Origin of the sequence: Cylindrospermopsis raciborskii Cr2010, from assembly GCF_003367075.2 — a bacterium.
Taxonomy (GTDB): Bacteria; Cyanobacteriota; Cyanobacteriia; order Cyanobacteriales; family Nostocaceae; genus Raphidiopsis; species Raphidiopsis raciborskii.
This window is the reverse complement of the sequence record NZ_CP065936.1, coordinates 3,382,606-3,402,488: the sequence shown is the minus strand read 5'-3', so window position 1 is coordinate 3,402,488 and position 19,883 is coordinate 3,382,606. Positions and strand designations below refer to the sequence as shown.

Genomic DNA, 19,883 nt, shown 5'->3' with positions numbered 1-19,883 from the left:
GGTAATAGTTTATTCGAGTGCAGTAATATCAATACCCTTAGCTTTTAATTGTGATAGCAAGGTTTGATACTTTATTTGTTCCTGCTCTTTGAGAAATCTTTCTTGTTCTTTAAGCAATTTTTCACGTTCTGCACGTTGAGTTTCCTGCTCTTTGAGAAATCTTTCTTGTTCTTTAAGCAATTTTTCACGTTCTGCACGTTGAGTTTCCTGCTCTTTGAGAAATCTTTCTTGTTCTTTAAGCAATTTTTCACGTTCTGCACGTTGAGTTTCTTGTTCTGCATAATTACTCAATTCTACAGGACTAAGAAACTTACTCCCATCTGGATAATAGATGACTAATTCATCTTGGCTCATGTCAAATCTTATTTTCAATCTTGGACTGGTCCAAGTGGTAAAATTCTCAATCTCCTTAAATGAGTTATTTTCTCTAATGGATACTTCTAGACTAATCCTATCTGGATCATATACATAATACTCCTCCACTCCATGTTCCAGATAAAAGAGCTTTTTTCTATCCATCTCAGTATTATTATTACCAGGAGATAAAATTTCAAACACCACCTGGGGAGGAATATTATCCTCCTCCCACTGTAGATAAGACCCCCGGTGCCCCTTGGGTCTCCCAAACACTACCATGGTGTCAGGGGCTAGTTTAATTTTGTTACTACCCTCCACTGGATACCAAAATAAGTCCCCAGCCACAAACACATCTGCATTGGACTTAAATAGTATTTCTAAATTTTCCTTAATTTTGACAATCCATGTAAATTGTCTAGTGTTATCCGCCATAGGTTTATTATCACTTTCTGGGTAGACAATTTTAGGCGTGTCCACACCCTGATTAGTGTTAGATTTTATCACCCCCAGTTGAGTTTTTGATGGAATTTGCCTCACCATGTCTATACCTCCCACTTTGGTACTGACTTAATCGGTTTAATTTAATATAACATAGTTTGTTTAGGGATGTTGAGTTATTGAACTCAACTTACAATATCACAAAACTAGTCGGTTTAAAACCGACTTTCGCTTTGAGACCCAGAATTGATTCCCGGTCTCCCTAACAGACAGTCTCCAGGTATGGATTAATTTAAACAATAACGGGTAATTGGCGATTTCCTGTATGGAGTGTTTTGCAATCGCATTTATATATATCCGGTTGGTTTGTTGGGTTTCGTTCCTCAACCCAACCTACGATTACCCACGACAAGACCAGAGCTCCTGTATGGAGTGCTGCACAAGCTTCCGTAGGGAGTGCTTCGCAATCGCTCTTCTCTTTAGTATAAACTCCAGTTTTTAAAAACCTCCCAGGTTATTCTGGTACAGGTAATAGTTTATTCGAGTGCAGTAATATCAATACCCTTAGCTTTTAATTGTGATAGCAAGGTTTGATACTTTATTTGTTCCTGCTCTTTGAGAAATCTTTCTTGTTCTTTAAGCAATTTTTCACGTTCTGCACGTTGAGTTTCCTGCTCTTTGAGAAGTCTTTCACGTTCTGTACGTTGAGTTTCCTGCTCTTTGAGAAGTCTTTCACGTTCTGCACGCTGAGTTTCCTGCTCTTTGAGAAGTCTTTCACGTTCTGCACGTTGGGTTTCTTGTTCTTTGAGAAGTCTTTCACGTTCTGCACGCTGAGTTTCCTGCTCTTTGAGAAGTCTTTCACGTTCTGCACGTTGGGTTTCTTGTTCTGCATAATTACTCAATTCTACAGGACTAAGAAACCTACCACCGTCTGGATAATAGATGACTAATTCATCATCACAAAACTAGTCGGTTTAAAACCGACTTTCGCTTTGAGATCCAGAATTGATTCCCGGTTCCCCCAACAGACAGTCTCCAGGTTGCTAGTCCTTTGCGAGCTCCCGTAGGGAGTGCTTCGCAATCGCATTTATATATGTCTATATATGTCCCGTTGGTTTGTTGGGTTTCGTTCCTCAACCCAACCTACGATACCCACGGCAAAACCAGTCGGTTTAAAACCGACTTTCGCTTTGAGACCCGGAATTGATTCCCCGGTCTCCCCCACAGACAGTCTCCAGGTTGCTAGTCTTTCGCGAGATCCCGTAGGGAGTGCTTCGCAATCGCTCTTCTCTTTATTATAAAATCCAGTTTTTAAAAACCTCCCAGGTTATTCTGGTACAGGTAATAGTTTATTCGAGTGCAGTAATATCAATACCCTTAGCTTTTAATTGTGATAGCAAGGTTTGATACTTTATTTGTTCCTGCTCTTTGAGAAATCTTTCTTGTTCTTTAAGCAATTTTTCACGTTCTGCACGTTGAGTTTCCTGCTCTTTGAGAAATCTTTCTTGTTCTTTAAGCAATTTTTCACGTTCTGCACGTTGAGTTTCCTGCTCTTTGAGAAGTCTTTCACGTTCTGTACGTTGAGTTTCCTGCTCTTTGAGAAGTCTTTCACGTTCTGCACGCTGAGTTTCCTGCTCTTTGAGAAGTCTTTCACGTTCTGCACGCTGAGTTTCCTGCTCTTTGAGAAGTCTTTCACGTTCTGCACGCTGAGTTTCCTGCTCTTTGAGAAGTCTTTCACGTTCTGCACGTTGGGTTTCTTGTTCTGCATAATTACTCAACTCTACAGGACTAAGAAACCTACCACCGTCTGGATAATAGATGACTAATTCATCTCCCGTCATATCAAACCGTACATCCAATCTTGGACTAGTCCAAACACTAAAATCCTTAATCTCTTTAAATGAATTATTTTCTCTAATAGATACTTCTAGACTAATCCTATCTGGGTCATACACATAATACTCTTCTACTCCATGTTTCAGATAAAACAGCTTTTTTTTGTCCATTTCATCTTGAGTATTCCCGGGAGATAAAATTTCAAAAACCACCTGGGGAGGAATATTATCCTCTTCCCACTGTCGATAAGACCCCCGGTGCCCCTTGGGTCTCCCAAACACTACCATGGTGTCAGGGGCTAGTTTAATTTTGTTACTACCCTCCACTGGATACCAAAATAAGTCCCCAGCCACAAACACATCTGCATTGGACTTAAATAGTATTTCTAAATTTTCCTTAATTTTGACAATCCATGTAAATTGTCTAGTGTTATCCGCCATAGGTTTATTATCACTTTCTGGGTAGACAATTTTAGGCGTCTCCACACCCTGACTAATGTTAGATTCTATCACCCCCAGTTGAGTTTTTGGTGCAATTTGCCTCACCATGTCTATACCTCCTACTTTGGTACTGACTTAATCGGTTTAATTTAATATAACATAGTTTGTTTAGGGATGTTGAGTTATTGAACTCAACTTACAATATCACAAAACTAGTCGGTTTTAAACCGACTTTCGCTTTGAGACCCAGAATTGATTCCCGGTTTCCCCAACAGACAGTCTCCAGGTTGCTAGTCCTTTGCGAGCTCCCGTAGGGAGTGCTTCGCAATCGCATTTATATATGTCCCGTTGGTTTGTTGGGTTTCGTTCCTCAACCCAACCTACGATACCCACGACAAAATTAGTCGGTTTTAAACCGATTTGAGCTTTGAGACCCAGAATTGATTCCCGGTTCCCCCACCCCAACAGACAGTCTCCAGGTTGCTAGTCCTTTGCGAGCTCCCGTAGGGAGTGCTTCGCAATCGCTCTTCTCTTTATTATAAAATCCAGTTTTTAAAAACCTCCCAGGTTATTCTGGTACAGGTAATAGTTTATTCGAGTGCAGTAATATCAATACCCTTAGCTTTTAATTGTGATAGCAAGGTTTGATACTTTATTTGTTCCTGCTCTTTGAGAAATCTTTCTTGTTCTTTAAGCAATTTTTCACGTTCTGCACGTTGAGTTTCCTGCTCTTTGAGAAGTTTTTCACGTTCTGTACGTTGAGTTTCCTGCTCTTTGAGAAGTCTTTCACGTTCTGCACGCTGAGTTTCCTGCTCTTTGAGAAGTCTTTCACGTTCTGCACGTTGGGTTTCTTGTTCTTTGAGAAGTCTTTCACGTTCTGCACGTTGAGTTTCCTGCTCTTTGAGAAGTCTTTCACGTTCTGCACGTTGGGTTTCTTGTTCTGCATAATTACTCAACTCTACAGGACTAAGAAACCTACCACCGTCTGGATAATAGATGACTAATTCATCTCCCGTCATATCAAACCGTACATCCAATCTTGGACTAGTCCAAACACTAAAATCCTTAATCTCTTTAAATGAATTATTTTCTCTAATAGATACTTCTAGACTAATCCTATCTGGGTCATACACATAATACTCTTCTACTCCATGTTCCAGATAAAAGAGCTTTTTTCTATCCATCTCAGTATTATTATTACTAGGAGATAAAATTTCAAACACCACCTGGGGAGGAATATTATCCTCCTCCCACTGTCGATAAGACCCCCGGTGCCCCTTGGGTCTCCCAAACACTACCATGGTGTCAGGGGCTAGTTTAATTTTGTTACTACCCTCCACTGGATACCAAAATAAGTCCCCAGCCACAAACACATCTGCATTGGACTTAAATAGTATTTCTAAATTTTCCTTAATTTTGACAATCCATGTAAATTGTCTAGTGTTATCCGCCATAGGTTTATTATCACTTTCTGGGTAGACAATTTTAGGCGTCTCCACACCATGACTAATGTTAGATTCTATCACCCCCAGTTGAGTTTTTGATGGAATTTGCCTCACCATGTCTATACCTCCCACTTTGGTACTGACTTAATCGGTTTAATTTAATATAACATAGTTTGTTTAGGGATGTTGAGTTATTGAACTCAACTTACAATATCACAAAACTAGTCGGTTTTAAACCGACTTTCGCTTTGAGACCCAGAATTGATTCCCGGTCTCCCCAACAGACAGTCTCCAGGTATGGATTAATTTAAACAATAACGGGTAATTGGCGATTTCCTGTATGGAGTGTTTTGCAATCGCATTTATATATATCCGGTTGGTTTGTTGGGTTTCGTTCCTCAACCCAACCTACGATTACCCACGACAAAACCAGTCGGTTTTAAACCGACTTTCGCTTTGAGACCCGGAATTGATTCCCCGGTCTCCCCCACACACAGTCTCCAGGTTGCTAGTCTTTCGCGAGCTCCTGTAGGGAGTGCAATGCAATCGCATTTATATATGTCCCGTTGGTTTGTTGGGTTTCGTTCCTCAACCCAACCTACGATACCCACGACAAAACTAGTCGGTTTTAAACCGATTTGAGCTTTGAGACCCGGAATTGATTCCCGGTCTCCCCCACAGACAGTCGCGTGGGTTGACTCAAACAATAACGGGTAATTCCATAACCATCAGGAGTGCTTTACAATCGCCTTAAACTATAGCTGTTTGTGAAAATTCTATAATATAACCATGTGGTAAACTCTTTGATGGGGAACAGTAGGTAGGTTAGGGGGTTGACTGTAACAATAATGTTTCTAAAGTCCCGTTGAGCTAAAAACACGATTCCCTTTGCTACTTGGGTTGATGACATGACCCCATAGGGATTAAGTTGACTTTTAAACGGACCTAGTATTAGTTTCCTAATTACACAGACTCCATTTAGGCGTTTTAGGGTGACTAAATCTCCTAATGCTCTCTTACTCAGTTCATAAAGAGGACTTAATGCAGGTGAAACTTCAGCTTCCGAGGTGTTCACCCAAATTTCCTTGGTTGCTTTAGCATGGGGTCCAGTAACAGTCTCCGAAAATATGTCTATTAACCGCAGTGCGGAAAATGTGTTAATTTCATAGGAATTATTCATAGCAGCTGAAGTGCGATCGCCATAAACATTAATGCCATGGTTGATAATTAAAATGTCAACTTTTTCTAAGTTGGCTTTTAGTTCTATTTCGTTGCCCAATTGCCAGGGGATGACTTTGATTCCAGAGTGGTTTGGGATATTTTCTGGGTTAGTTGTTAAGGCTACAACTTTGGCATTTTGTTTAGTTAATTGGGTGGTTAGTGCTTTTCCTAAACTTCCGGAAGCTCCGGTAATAGCAATGGTTTTACCTTTAAGAGAAAGTCCCGTTCCCAACACTTTATCTACTAGGGAAAATACTCCACTATAATAGGCGTTGACATCATCAAAATGGTGTCGCCAATGATAGGTTCTATTCACAAACCAAACGGAAGGAATTGTTGCTAATGGTCCGGGTAAATGATTATAATCTGTGTCTATTGTGCCTTGAAAGTAGCGCAAAGATGCACCGTATAAAAAGGTGATGGAATAGGCTACCCCTAACCACAAACCCCACTGTTTTGTCAAGAGAGTAACAAAGATTAATAAAACTACCAGGATGACAGATTCCACAATGTCATGATATAATTGGGAGTCTATGTAGGCTTTTTGAGAAGCAATGGTCAGGTCTCGACGATATGCTGCGTGGTGCTTATTATGCCATTTTGACAACCAGGTGACTTGATGACACAAAGCATGATAAATATCCCGGAGAATTTCAGCTAGTAATAGGGAGAAAACCCCCCAGGTGATAAACTGTAAACCGGTGTTTACTAATATCCAATCAATCTCTATGCTTTGAATCAAAATCATTTTCCTTTAGCACTTTACATTTATTTTTACATTATCCACAGATTCTATGGATTTAGGTGGTAATCTCTACCGGAACCAAATTTCCAACCATCTATCCACCGATGAATGTAATATTGTTGACTTTTTGGTAGGTTATTAATTATTTTGCCTAGTGCTGGTATGGAGCTGAAAGAAAATAAAAGGGTAAAAATCAGCAGGTTTATATAGTGACCTATCCAATCTATCAAACTGAAAAGACCAACTTGGGGAATAATCTTAGCTATTAATAAGGGATGGTTTATACCCGTTCTCCACAAGGTTTGACTCAAGGCTGAAAATTGCACTATATCTTGTAAAAAAGGTTTTAAAACCCGAGTGCCTAATTTTGCCATTTCCGTAAATACTACGGACAGTAGTTGGTTAATTTGATCCGGTGGGATTTGCTGATTTATTCTTACACTCATGGCTTTTTGAAACAACCAGGTCACACTTAAACTAGGTTGGTAGGGCTGTAGTAATTTTAAGGAGGAAGCCCATAATTCATTAGTTTGTAATGCTTCCTCAATCCCCATGGTTAATCGCTCTAAATGACGAATCATGGCACCAAATCCACCAAAACTTAGGGGTGACTGATTACCACTACTATCTCCCACGGGTAAAATGTAATTCCAAGGTGTTTGCAAGGGACTTTGACGGTAACTAGGAAAAAAACCAAATAACACCCTTTTAAAAGTTAATTTATCAATTTCTACTTTTTGATATTCTGGTAGTAAGCGAAAATATTCACCAATTAGTTCTTCTAGGCTTAACCGCTGGGATGCTGGGTCAATATAGGTAAATAAATAAGTGGTTCTACCATCCCGTGCGGGGAAGGCTTCCCAAAAGTATTGACACTGATTTTGTAGGGTAGTAAAGGATAGCAATAAATCCCCTGAGTCATTGCTGGTAAATCCTTCTGCACAACTTCCCACTACTAAACATATTGCATCTGGTTTTTTACCCCCGCGTGCTTGTTTACTAATGGGTGAAAGGTGTCCCATAGCGTCTAGTAGTAATCTACCTGAAAATTGGTTATTCACCATTACGCCATTGGAATGGACCACCGCGTTGTTAAATGGGGTGTTCTCTAGTAATGTTCCTCCTGCAAGCAGAAACCGGTTCTTGAGAGTTTTGAGTAGGCAAATCGGATCTACCCCAATATTGAGTACATCCTCTACCCACAGTTCCCCACCACTGGCAAAACCTACCCGCGCTGGGTTATAGGTGGTAACAATAGTTGTTGCTAACTCCTCCTGTGTCAATAGGTCTAATTTTATCAATACTGACAATTCCTGACGAGAAATATTCCATTCTTGTTCTCTTCCCTGTAAAACCCCTTTTTCCAATAATGCTACTCGCACTCCCCGCACTGCTAGGGCACTACCAATTAAAATTCCTAATGTCCCACCACAAATTATCACATCCCAATCTATAGATTCTAATGGGGTTGATTCCTGTTTCACTACTTCCGTAAAGGTTTGGTTATCGGTTTTTAGGGATGTTAAAGTTTTATCGCTGCGCCGTAGGTTCTCTAATATGTTTCCTGGCAGTTGGGAGAGAATTTTTTCTGTTATAGTCATGTCCTAGCAAGTTCTATTCTTTTCCAAGTCAATTCTCCTGTATTTTGATCCTCAAACCAACGGAGTAAATTGGCCTGTACACCCGCACCAATGGTGGGTAGATTAATTGCCTTTCTGGGCCCATCCGTAGCTAAAAAGATTCCAGTTTCAGTGTCGCAAATTTGCCACTGCACTAGCTTTTGTACTCCTTTTAGTAAGGAAAATGTGGTTCCCGATAAGGTTCCATCTGCTAATCTAGCTGTACCATTTTTTACTGTAATTTTTCGACTATCCCAGGGATATTCTCCATCTGGTAGTCCTAGTGGTGCTAAAGCATCACTGACTAGAAATAGTCCTTTGCTAGCACGTAATAAAATTTCTAACATGGGCGGCACAATGTGTTGTCCATCGGCGATAAAGCTACTCATCACATGGGGATGATTTATAGCAGCACCTAATAGACCTGGTTCTCGGTGGTGTAGAGGTGGCATGGCATTAAACGCATGGGTCACCATAGTAGCACCCGATCTAAAAGCTTCATCTGCTTGTGCTGCTGTAGCTAGAGAATGTCCTAAACTCACCGTTATTCCTAAAGATCTCAGATAGGGTATGACTTCCCCAGTGGGATCTAATTCAGGAGCTAGGGTGATGACCTTCACCAGGGAAGCATAATCCCCTAATACCCGATTAACCTCATTCATGGTTAAGGGGAGTAAATATTCTGCTGGATGTGCGCCCCGTTTACCATAATTTAAAAAGGGACCTTCTAAATGGACTCCTAGAATTTTTGCCCCGGATTTTTGCTCATAATTGGCTATGAGGTCTAGGGAACGATGTATATTTTCTATGGAGGTTGTCACTAAAGTGGGTAAATAAGCATCCACCCCCTGTTCCCACAAAAAATTTGATATTTCTTCCAGTCTGTGGATGTTTCTATCTGTCAAGTCGGGGAATGCTAAACCCAAACCCCCATTGATTTGCAGATCCACACCACCCAATGAGACCCAATCACCTGCTAAATCCAGAACCCGCAAGTTATCCCTGGTTTGTCTTTGACACAGCTGGGTCATGGGTAAGATTTCTTCGATGTTCCCCCGCTCGTTCACCCAGATCATCTGTAAACCTTGATAACCGGGTACTTTTGCATTGATAATATCGGTGTTGCAAATTATCCGCTCTGCTGTTGTTGTGGTCATCACCCTGTCCAGATAAATCTACTATCTCATTTTAGATGGAAATCTTGACAATTACTCCCCTAAGTCCCAGTTTCTAACCTAAATTTTCAGTCATTAATTTTTAGTTATTATGAGTCTTGAAGTTGGCATTATCATGGGTAGTGATTCTGATCTCCCTACCATGAAAGAGGCAATCGCCATTTGTGAGGAATTTTCCGTTAGCTACGAGGTAGCTATTGTTTCTGCCCATCGCACTCCTCGGCGTATGGTGGAATATGCTGAAACAGCTCATATCAGGGGATTAAAGGTAATTATTGCCGGAGCTGGTGGTGCGGCACATTTGCCAGGCATGGTAGCATCTTTAACTCCAATACCAGTAATTGGGGTTCCTGTGCCTACGCGTAATTTGCAGGGAGTAGATTCTTTATACTCTATAGTGCAAATGCCAGCGGGCATACCTGTAGCCACGGTAGCTATAGGTGGTGCCAAGAATGCTGGCCTTTTGGCAGTGCAGATTCTCGCTACTTATAAACCAGAGTTGTTAGTTAAGGTTCAAGCTTATCGTCAGTCTTTATCGGATATGGTTATGGAGAAACAAAATAGATTAAACTCATAATATCCAATATACTCAATTCTCAAATGCTTTAAACGCCATTTTTAAAAATGGCGTTTAGAGGAGTTTAAAGCGGATCAAAACTTCCATGATGTTGGATCAAATTCATAAATTTCTCACGGGCAATTTTCGATGTGAAGTAGATCTATTTCCATGTCCTATCATAACAAGCAATGACTGAGTTTTGTAACAATTTCCCTTTGATCTAATTTCCTCCCGATGAAAACTAATTCATTTTTGGGTGGTGTTCTCCAGTCATCCGCATTCAGGGTATATCGAGGTCCACTGAGTTGGAAAATATGTCGCATATCACTGTCACTAAACCATAATATCCCCTTAGCTCTAAAAACGTCTTGTGGCATCGCTTCAGCTAAAAAGTCCTCAAATCTATTCACATCAAATGGCTTATCTGATCTAAAGGCTATAGATACAAAACCATCATTTTCTAAATGATGGGAATGACTATGATGCTCGTGATCATGATGATGATGCTTGTGTTCACGACTATTTTGATAGTTGTCAGATATGTATTTATCCCTGGGCATAAGATTTACCCCTAAAAGTAATTCCAGAGGAACCTGACATTGTTGAGTCGGCAAAATTCTGGATCCCTGTTTTACCTTGGAGATGAAATCTTTGATTTCTTCCAATTTGCTTACGTTCACAAGATCTATCTTGTTTAATAGAATAAAATCACCGTAAGTGATCTGCTGCAAAGCTGCTTCACTATTAAAGTGGTTTTCATCAAATGTTTCAGCATCCACAACTGTGATAATCGAGTCCAAATTGGTTAAGTCTCTGAGCTCTGTGCCTAAAAAAGTTAAGATGATTGGTAGGGGATCCGCTACTCCTGTGGTTTCAATGACTAAATAATCAACCAGCTGCTCTCGCTCCAATATTCTATACACCGCATCCACTAAACCATCATTGATGGTACAGCATATACAACCGTTCGTCAGCTCTAGCATGTCTTGTTCCACAGTCACCAGTAATTGACTGTCAATGTCAATATCCCCAAATTCATTTACCAAAACCGCTATTTTTAAATCTTGCTTGTTTTGCAGAATTTGATTTAACAATGTGGTTTTACCACTACCTAAAAAACCAGTTATGATGCTGACTGGCATTCCTAATTTAGGAATTTCTACGTCTACGTTCTTTGATGTAAGCGGGATATTTTGCATAGTTTATAAATTGGATGTAAATAGTGTAACACCAAAATGAGCAAAAGCAATTCTAGTTTTAGCCTCTGGGTGTACTTAACTCAATATTAAAGCCACTTCTTTAGCAAAGTAGGTTAGAATTAAATCTGCACCAGCTCGCTTTATACTAGTTAAAGTTTCTAAAACTGTCTCTTTCTCGTCTATCCAACCATTTGCCGCTGCAGCTTTTATCATCGCATACTCACCGCTAACATTGTATGCTGCAACAGGTAAATTAGTATTGGTTTTAATCTGACTTATGATATCCAAATACGCCAAGGCAGGTTTAACCATAACTATATCTGCACCTTCAGCAATATCTAGTTGAACCTCTTTGAGAGCTTCTCGACTGTTACTCGGATCCATTTGATAGGTTTTCTTATCGCCGAATTTAGGAGCGGAGTCTAGAGCATCTCGGAAAGGTCCATAATAGGCAGAAGCGTATTTAGCTGAGTACGCTAAAATACCAACATTAATGTAACCCTCTTTGTCTAAAGCCTGACGAATCGCTCCTACCCTGCCATCCATCATATCAGAAGGAGCGACGAAGTCCGTGCCAACACGGGCATGGGAAATCGCCATTTTGACCAACACTTCTACCGTGGGGTCATTTAAAATTACCCCAGATTCATCAACCAATCCATCATGACCATGGGTAGTAAAAGGATCAAGGGCCACATCAGTCATAACTATTATTTGTGGGTAAGCCTGTTTAATAGCCTTAACCGTCATTTGTATCAGACCTGTTGGATTATAGCTTTCAGTACCCTGACTATCCTTTTGTTCCTCTGGAATTACCGGAAACAATGCGATCGCATGAATTCCCAATTGTGATAGCTGTTCAACCTCCGCAAGCAGAAGATCCAGGGAGTAGCGATAACAACCTGGCATGGAAGTAATTTCCACTTTTTGTTGTTCCCCACTAATAACAAACATTGGATAGATCAGGTCGTTCACCGTCAAAGTTGTCTCCTGAAACATTTTTTGCAAAGTCTGGTTCATGGGTAGACGACGAGAACCTAGGGATTGATTATGGTTTAGACTCCCAGACGACATAGTTTTAGGATAAAATGATAATCATTATTATATAGAAAACCGTAAAGGATGTCAACATGAGAATTGTGTCCGGTGGGTCACTTACTGAGGTAGTCTAGATAAATGTGAATTTATCACCTGGTTTGACAAATTATTTTTATGACCTCAGTTTCTAGCCCTTCACGCATCATTCGTATTGGTTCTCGCAAAAGTGAACTTGCTCTAGTGCAAACCTATTGGGTGCAAGAGCAACTACAGAAAAGCTATCCGGATATTGATTTTCAAGTTCATACCATGTCCACCCAGGGGGATAAGATCCTGGATGTAGCATTGGCCAAAATTGGTGATAAGGGTTTATTTACCAAAGAACTGGAACTGGGAATGATTAATCAGGAAATCGATTTTGCTGTTCACTCTCTCAAGGATTTGCCCACCAATTTGCCAGAAGGTTTGACCTTAGCAGCAATCACAGAACGGGAAAACCCAGCTGATGCAGTGGTATTCCACCAAAACCATCTGGGACAAACCCTGGACACCCTACCTCCAGGATCGGTAATTGGTACTTCCTCCCTGAGAAGACTGGCACAGTTGCGCCATAAATTCTCCTATTTCACCTTTAAGGATGTACGAGGTAATCTCAACACTCGTATGACCAAACTTGATGCAGGTGAATATGATGCTCTAATTCTAGCTGTTGCTGGTCTAGAAAGACTCAATATGCACCATCGTATTCATGAAATTTTACCCCCGGATATTTCCCTTCATGCGGTTGGTCAAGGCGCTTTGGGCATAGAATGTCGAGAAAATGACCTGGAACTAATTACCATTCTGAAAGCAATTGAACATCCACAAACACGCGATCGCTGTTTAGCTGAACGTTCTTTCTTGCGCTCTTTAGAAGGAGGTTGTCAAGTTCCCATTGGTGTAAACACAGAAATAGACGGAGAAACCCTCACCCTAACGGGAATTGTTGCCAGTGTGAATGGTGAAAACCTAGTAAAAAATACAATTACCGGTGCTGCTACTGATGCGGAAAAATTAGGTACCCAGTTAGCAAATATTCTCAGGGAACAGGGAGCAACGGAAATTCTGGAGGAAATATTCACTCAAATTCAACGTGGGTCTTAAAGACTGGTTGAGAACCTTTCATAGGAGAATAGAAACAGAGCTATAAATAGCCATTCCCTATCTATCGTTCCTGTTAAAATGAGAAAAAATGCTTACTTTTCTCTTATTAACCCTCCATGATTAAACAATCACCAATCACCAACTAATTATGCGAATTCTATTTGTAGCAGCAGAGGCTGCCCCCATTGCTAAAGCGGGAGGTATGGGAGACGTTGTAGGTGCATTACCAAAATTCCTTAGACAAATGGGACATGATGTACGGATCTTCCTACCTTACTACGGCTTTTTACCCGACAAGATGGAAATTCCCAAAGATCCTGTATGGAAGGGCTTTGCCATGTTTCAAGACTTTTCTGTTTATGAAACTCTTCTGCCAGGAACAGATGTTCCCTTATATCTATTTGGACATCCATCTTTTTTGCCTCGGCGTATTTATTCAGGGGAAGATGAAGACTGGAGGTTCACCCTATTTGCTAATGGAGCTGCGGAGTTTGCCTGGAATTACTGGAAACCGGAAATAATTCACTGTCATGATTGGCACACAGGCATGATTCCTGTGTGGATGCACCAAGATCCTGATATCACCACGGTTTTCACCATTCATAACCTAGCTTACCAGGGTCCATGGCGGTGGTATTTAGAGAAAATTACTTGGTGTCCTTGGTATATGGAAGGACATAATACCATGGCCGCAGCAGTTCAGTATGCTGATAGAGTTAATACGGTTTCGCCAACTTATGCAGAGCAAATCAAAACCGCTGCCTATGGTGAACAAATAGAGGGTTTGTTATCTTTTATCAGTGGTAAATTATCAGGGATTATCAATGGTATAGACACGGAACTGTATAATCCAGCCAGTGATAAATATATAACTCAAACCTTTAATGCCAATACCTTAGACAAACGCAAGGCTAATAAAATTGCCCTGCAAGAGGAAATGGGTTTGGAGGTCAACTCCAATGCCTTTTTAATGGGTATGGTCAGTAGACTGGTGGAGCAAAAGGGTTTAGATTTAATCATCCAAATGCTTGACCGGTTCCTAGCTTACACGGATGCTCAATTTATACTCTTAGGAACAGGCGATCGCTATTACGAAACTCAAATGTGGCAGTTAGCATCCCGCTATCCTGGACGTATAGCAACCTACTTGCTTTACAATGAAGCTCTTTCTCGTCGTATTTATGCAGGAACTGATACTTTTCTCATGCCCAGTCGTTTTGAGCCTTGTGGTATTAGTCAAATGATGGCTTTGCGCTATGGTTCAGTTCCCATTGTGCGGCGGACGGGAGGATTGGTTGACACTGTGACCCATCATGATCCCATAAATCAAGCAGGTACTGGGTATTGTTTTGACCGCTATGAACCCTTAGATCTGTTTACTTGTATGATTCGTGCTTGGGAAGGTTTTCGTTACAAACCTCAATGGCAAGAACTACAAAAACGCGGTATGAGTCAAAACTTTAGTTGGTATGAATCTGCCAAAAAGTATGAAGACCTATATCGTTCTATTTATGGATTACCACCACTGGAATTAGAACTGAAAGCAGCTTAGGCAAATTGAATAGAGATTGTTAACTTTTCCCAGCTCCGACTTTGGCACGGAAGTGCTTCCGTTTCAGCCAAATATACCGAAAGTAGGTTGTACAGTAGTTAATGTAGTTCAAAAACCAAGGTTTAGCGATGTTAACTTCATCAGAAACTCCTATAATTGCGGCTGTAATATTAGTCGCCTTAGGTATTTTGGCTTGGGGCTTTTACCGTTCCAGACCCTTTGGCAAACTAGGGATCCTGGCTTGGTTGCAATCTGTTGTCTTAATGGCTCCGTGGTTGGTGTTCTTTGGTCTGTTTGCAGTTGGAATTTATATCAATATAGCAGGTGTACTGTTACTACTGGTTATTTCAACAAGTATATATATCTTCTTAGGTTGGCAGTTACGGAAAGCTGGTCAAGATGTAATTCTCAAAACAAAGGCCACAGAAAGAATTGCCAAGGAAACTTCACCAACAGTAAGTCAGACAGAAAATGGCGGTCCACCAGTGGTCAAACTAGAGCCCATAACCATCCCAGAAGAAGATTTAAACACCATCAAGGGGATTTTTGGCATTGATACATTCTTTGCCACGGAAACCATTCCCTATCAGGAAGGAGTAGTTTTTAAAGGTAACCTACGGGGTGATGCACAAGAGGTTCATAAGCGACTGACTAAAAATTTAGCGGGACAATTAGGAGACAAATACCGTCTTTTTTTAGTAGAGAACACGGATGGTAAACCCGTAGTAATCATTTTACCCAGTCGCAGCGATCCACGACCCATGCAGTTAGGACAAAAGGTATTTGCCGTAATTTTATTACTGGCAACCATTGCTACCAGTTTAGAAACTGGGGGTTTGCTGTTGAATTTTGACTTATTTACCACCCCATCACGGATTACGGAAGCTCTACCCATAGCTCTAGGAATATTGGCAATTTTGGTAGCTCATGAACTGGGACATTGGTTATTTGCCAAAAAACATCAAGTTCAACTGACCTGGCCTTTTTTCTTACCAGCGGTGCAAATTGGCTCCTTTGGAGCAATTACTCGCTTTCAGTCCCTCCTACCTGACCGTAAGGCTTTATTTGACATTGCTTTAGCAGGTCCTGGTTTTGGTGGTCTAGTCTCCCTGGTGATGTTGGTGACCGGGTTATTACTTTCTCACCCTGGGAGTTTATTTCAAATACCTAATAAATTCTTCCAGGGTTCAATTCTAGTGGGTAGTTTAGCACGAGTGATTTTAGGATCCACCCTACAAGCACCCGTAGTTAATATTCATCCCCTAGTAATTATTGGTTGGTTAGGACTGGTCATCACAGCTTTAAATTTAATGCCAGCAGGACAACTGGATGGGGGGCGTATTGTTCAAGCAATTTATGGACGTAAAACCGCACGGACAACCACAATCGCCACCCTAGCGGTTTTAGCTTTGGTTTCTTTAGGTAATACCACGGCCTTTTATTGGGCAATTGTGATTTTCTTTTTGCAACGGGATGGGGAACGTCCCAGTTTAAATGAAATTACCGAACCTGATGATGCAAGAGCAGCTCTAGGTCTTTTGGCCTTGTTTTTAATGATTAGTACCCTCTTACCCCTTACCCCTGCTCTAGCTGGAAAATTGGGCATAGGTTAGTAATTTTTTAGGGTGACACCCGACTTGGAAGTCGGGTGTTCCTTTGAACAGTCCTGGGAAATAGTTTTTGAAAACTACCTTGTCGTTTAGCAACTGTTTCTTGACTCATGTTCCATAGGGTTTCATAAAAGAAGAAAGCAACCCCGGCAAAATTGCGATCGCGTGTTTTTTCTACCTGGGTTGCAATCTGCTCTATGGGAACAGAACGATTTTTTAAACCGGTTAAAATTCCTATGCTCACGGGTATATGTTTTTGGGCAGCTTTTACTTCTGGGTATTCTAATTCACTGATAAAAACCTTTAAATCATCCCTATACACTTGTAATACGAGTTCTTCTATTAGTCCCATCCGTTCCCATTTTTGCCAATCTGCTAAATAATATTCGTAGGAAAATCTTTGGGGATTGGGTGCAACAGAAACTAGACAGTTCTTTTTGTTGGCTTTAATGGCAAAAAACACTCGCTTCATCAAGTTAGTAATTTTATCTGCTCTCCACTTTACCCATTCTGGATCTTGGAAATTTTCAGACGGTGCTTTCCCTTGGTGCTCCTGTTTGTATAACCCTACAGTATAGGGATCATATCCCAGTTCCGAAGGCAATCCAAAATGATCGTCAAACTGAATACCGTCAATGTCATAATTTTTGACGATTTCTACAATTAAATTCTCCATGAATTTTTGCACCTCGGGATGAAATGGATTTAACCACACTCGGTCATGTATCCCTTCTTTTACGATTTTAGTACCGTCCCTGCGGGTAGTAATCCATTCTGGTCTTGCTTGGGCTAGTAGGGAATCAGCAGGAGCCATAAACCCAAATTCAAACCAAGGAATAACTGTTAGACCTTGTTTATGTCCTTGAGCAGTTATTTCCTTCAGTATATCTCGGTTTTTTAACCCCGGTGTAGGGTCTAAGGATTTACCAATTACCCGACTGGCTATTTGGCTGGGATAAAGTGTATAACCCCAATTCCAGACCGTGGGGTAAACCGTATTAAAGTTCAACTTTCTCAAGGTTTTGAGTGATTTTTTTAGCCGCTCCCTGGTAAATAAAACATCACTGTCAATATTGGTTAACCACACACCTCTTGACTCCGATATTCCCATTGTTCCCAATCTTTTTTCTTGGGAAACAACCACTTCCGCTCTCAAAGTTAAGGATGATATCAATACTATCATCATGGTGATGCTAAAGATCAGCACCAGTAAACCTGATTTTAGCTGCTTATTCACATTACACCTACTGAAAAATAAATAAATAAAATAATAGAGTAAAAAAATCAGTTAAATTTTCCGGATGAGCCAAAAATTCCAGGTTTATTGTTACACCTAATTATATAGGCGTTATGAATATCAAGCTCGACAAATATACCCCCAGCAGTGTGGCCTCTTTATTTATCCTTCTGATGGAAGGGGGAATAACACCAAATCAAATTATGTCTGGTATTATTCTTCTTGCCACCCAGAGCCATGAATTAGAAGGTACCATGTTTTCCACCGAGTGTTTACATTTTCTCATGAAAGCCATACCAGTGGATACAACAGCACCAGGTGTTACTGAATTTATCTTATCTTTAGCAAATGAGTCTACTAACATTGGTATGCTATTAGACGCTTTTGCTTTCGCTTGTCAAAAACAAGGTTCACGCAATATTGCCAGTTTAGTTAGTTTAACTTATCAGAGGTTAGAAGCTGATAGAGTTATCTCTCAATTAATCAATGATTAATGATCAAATATAGTGAATCCTTGAAAAACAATGCTAGTTCAAAAAACAAGTCACGGCTGTGCAGTATATGTTTGTTTTTATGCAAGCATATTCCCCAAGAGTTTGAGTTCCAGGGGTTGGGTACCATCCTTCCCCTAGAAGGCTAACCTTTTTTATTGGTTATATTTTCATTAGACCGGTGGCACGAAAATTTTGTGTGCCAATTTGCCAAAACCATGGAACCATTGGACTTAGGTTGAGGAAAGGTCTTGAGATTGCATAGGTTAAGGGGGTGTCAAGAAACGCCCCCATTCTTGCTCAATACTGGAAATTAGCAAGTTGGCGATGATATAATAGATAATATTTGTGGAACTTCTAAATATAAAATATTTGTTAGTATTAGCCAATCTCAATGAATAAAAGACTCAAGATAATTGTTTTAGATGATGATCCCACAGGTTCCCAAACGGTTCACAGTTGTCTACTGCTAATGCAATGGGATGTGGAAACTCTTCGTTTAGGTCTCCAGGATCATGCCCCTATTTTCTTTGTTTTGACCAACACGCGCTCCCTTACCCCAGAAGCAGCGGATAAAACCACTCGAGAAGTGTGTCATAACCTCAAAATTGCCCTAGCAGAAGAAAATGTGGCAGATTTTCTGGTAGTAAGTCGTTCTGACTCCACATTGCGTGGTCATTACCCCATAGAAACGGATGTGATAGCTGAGGAACTAGGACCCTTTGATGCCCATTTTTTGATTCCGGCATTTTTTGAAGGTGGTAGAATCACTCGTGATGCCATCCATTACCTAATTGTTGATGGTATTCCCACCCCCGTACATGAAACGGAATTTGCCCGTGATTCAGTATTTGGTTACAATTACAGTTATCTACCTAAATATGTTGAGGAAAAAACTCAAGGGCGCATACCGGAAAGTGCAGTCACCAAATTTACCCTGGAAGATATGCGTCAGGGGAGTTTGAGTAGATTATTAACACTACACAATAATCAGTGTGGAGTAGTTGATGGAGAAACCCAGGAAGACCTCAACATGTTTGCGAGGGACATATTGACCGCCGCTACTCAGGGTAAACGCTTTTTGTTCCGTTCTGCTGCTAGTATATTAACCGCTTTAGCCAATTTACCTCCCCAACCCATCGCCCCAGAAAATATGGCTAGGTACGTGCGCGGTGGTAAGCCAGGAGCAGTAATTGTAGGATCCCACGTGAAAAAAACCACCCAACAATTGGAGTCATTGTTAAAAATTCCTCAAACGGTGGGAATAGAAGTGAATGTGGCCAAACTCCTCTATGAATCGGTAAATGAATCTGGGGAACTTTTAAAAGAAATTCTGGAGCAGGTAGAACAGGTACATCATGCAGACAAAATACCAGTGGTCTTCACCAGTCGTCAAGAATTGACTTTTCCAGATGTTAAAACCAGGTTAGACTTTGGACTTAGGGTTTCAGCTTTGTTAATGGATATCGTCCGGGGACTACCCAGGGACATAGGATTTCTTATCAGTAAAGGAGGTATAACTTCTAACGATGTGTTGAGTACGGGACTTGCCCTGACCTCCGCTAGGTTATTGGGTCAAATCTTGCCCGGGTGCTCCATGGTCATTACCCCATCTGATCATCCTCATTTCCCTAATCTACCGCTGGTTTTATTTCCAGGTAATGTAGGTAATGTGGATGGATTAGCTACAATTTGTCAACGACTAACCATTACTAATCCAGCCAAGTAATTGGGAATTTGGGATGGATACTTGGTAGTTAGCAGTGCAAAAATCGGGA

General features: G+C 40.7%; 16 protein-coding genes. 6 read left to right on the top strand and 10 right to left on the bottom strand.

The window, feature by feature from the left end; translation table 11 throughout:
• Positions 1–9: 9 nt before the first annotated feature.
• The 7 genes from C6N34_RS15360 to nagA all read right to left on the bottom strand — a co-directional run bounded on the left by C6N34_RS15360 (position 10) and on the right by nagA (position 9,258).
• Positions 10–897 carry a Uma2 family endonuclease gene (locus C6N34_RS15360; protein ID WP_236107218.1) on the bottom strand — a complete coding sequence of 296 codons (888 nt, stop codon included), beginning with the start codon at positions 895–897 and terminating at the stop codon, positions 10–12.
• 434 nt (positions 898–1,331) lie between these two features.
• Positions 1,332–1,697: a hypothetical protein gene (locus tag C6N34_RS15355; protein WP_236107216.1), complete on the bottom strand. Its 366-nt coding sequence runs from the start codon at positions 1,695–1,697 to the stop codon at positions 1,332–1,334.
• A 447-nt stretch (positions 1,698–2,144) separates the two neighbouring features.
• Positions 2,145–3,179: a Uma2 family endonuclease gene (locus tag C6N34_RS17160; RefSeq protein ID WP_329606417.1), complete on the bottom strand. Its 1,035-nt coding sequence runs from the start codon at positions 3,177–3,179 to the stop codon at positions 2,145–2,147.
• A gap of 482 nt (positions 3,180–3,661) precedes the next feature.
• The gene (locus C6N34_RS15345; RefSeq protein ID WP_141303764.1) at positions 3,662–4,633 is read right to left on the bottom strand and encodes a Uma2 family endonuclease; all 972 of its coding nucleotides are present in this window, start codon (positions 4,631–4,633) and stop codon (positions 3,662–3,664) included.
• 622 nt (positions 4,634–5,255) lie between these two features.
• On the bottom strand, positions 5,256–6,485 hold the full coding sequence (locus C6N34_RS15340) for a bifunctional sterol desaturase/short chain dehydrogenase (RefSeq protein ID WP_057176909.1): 1,230 nt from the start codon (positions 6,483–6,485) through the stop codon (positions 5,256–5,258).
• Positions 6,486–6,529: 44 nt separating this feature from the next.
• A complete protein-coding gene (locus C6N34_RS15335; RefSeq protein ID WP_115538160.1) occupies positions 6,530–8,083 on the bottom strand; it encodes an FAD-binding oxidoreductase in 1,554 nt (517 codons plus the stop codon).
• The gene (gene nagA, locus C6N34_RS15330; RefSeq protein WP_115538159.1) at positions 8,080–9,258 is read right to left on the bottom strand and encodes an N-acetylglucosamine-6-phosphate deacetylase; all 1,179 of its coding nucleotides are present in this window, start codon (positions 9,256–9,258) and stop codon (positions 8,080–8,082) included. The genes C6N34_RS15335 and nagA overlap by 4 nt, the downstream gene beginning before the upstream one ends.
• 109 nt (positions 9,259–9,367) lie before the next feature.
• Here nagA and purE point away from each other — a divergent pair, with 109 nt between their 5' ends.
• Positions 9,368–9,853, top strand: a complete 486-nt coding sequence (gene purE, locus C6N34_RS15325) for a 5-(carboxyamino)imidazole ribonucleotide mutase (RefSeq protein ID WP_096545158.1) — start codon at positions 9,368–9,370, stop codon at positions 9,851–9,853.
• A 158-nt stretch (positions 9,854–10,011) separates the two neighbouring features.
• On the opposite strand, the gene C6N34_RS15320 is transcribed toward purE, so the two are convergent.
• Both C6N34_RS15320 and hemB read right to left on the bottom strand, forming a co-directional pair.
• A complete protein-coding gene (locus tag C6N34_RS15320) occupies positions 10,012–11,034 on the bottom strand; it encodes a CobW family GTP-binding protein (RefSeq protein ID WP_115538158.1) in 1,023 nt (340 codons plus the stop codon).
• Positions 11,035–11,109: 75 nt separating this feature from the next.
• Positions 11,110–12,054 carry a porphobilinogen synthase gene (gene hemB, locus C6N34_RS15315; protein ID WP_231922760.1) on the bottom strand — a complete coding sequence of 315 codons (945 nt, stop codon included), beginning with the start codon at positions 12,052–12,054 and terminating at the stop codon, positions 11,110–11,112.
• 192 nt (positions 12,055–12,246) lie between these two features.
• Between hemB and hemC the strand changes: the two genes are divergently transcribed.
• From hemC to C6N34_RS15300, 3 genes are all read left to right on the top strand, one after another.
• Complete coding sequence (gene hemC / locus C6N34_RS15310; RefSeq protein ID WP_115538157.1) at positions 12,247–13,215, top strand: hydroxymethylbilane synthase; 969 nt, start codon at positions 12,247–12,249, stop codon at positions 13,213–13,215.
• A gap of 148 nt (positions 13,216–13,363) precedes the next feature.
• Positions 13,364–14,767, top strand: a complete 1,404-nt coding sequence (gene glgA, locus C6N34_RS15305; protein ID WP_006278267.1) for a glycogen synthase GlgA — start codon at positions 13,364–13,366, stop codon at positions 14,765–14,767.
• Between the two features lie 128 nt (positions 14,768–14,895).
• Positions 14,896–16,380, top strand: a complete 1,485-nt coding sequence (locus tag C6N34_RS15300; protein WP_115538156.1) for a site-2 protease family protein — start codon at positions 14,896–14,898, stop codon at positions 16,378–16,380.
• Positions 16,381–16,387: 7 nt separating this feature from the next.
• Here the strand turns inward: C6N34_RS15300 and C6N34_RS15295 are convergent, their stop codons facing one another.
• A complete protein-coding gene (locus C6N34_RS15295; protein WP_236107214.1) occupies positions 16,388–17,563 on the bottom strand; it encodes a glycoside hydrolase family 10 protein in 1,176 nt (391 codons plus the stop codon).
• 164 nt (positions 17,564–17,727) lie between these two features.
• Here C6N34_RS15295 and C6N34_RS15290 point away from each other — a divergent pair, with 164 nt between their 5' ends.
• Both C6N34_RS15290 and C6N34_RS15285 read left to right on the top strand, forming a co-directional pair.
• Positions 17,728–18,108: a hypothetical protein gene (locus C6N34_RS15290; RefSeq protein WP_006278270.1), complete on the top strand. Its 381-nt coding sequence runs from the start codon at positions 17,728–17,730 to the stop codon at positions 18,106–18,108.
• Positions 18,109–18,499: 391 nt separating this feature from the next.
• Complete coding sequence (locus C6N34_RS15285) at positions 18,500–19,834, top strand: four-carbon acid sugar kinase family protein (protein ID WP_057179022.1); 1,335 nt, start codon at positions 18,500–18,502, stop codon at positions 19,832–19,834.
• The last annotated feature ends 49 nt before the right edge of the window (positions 19,835–19,883 follow it).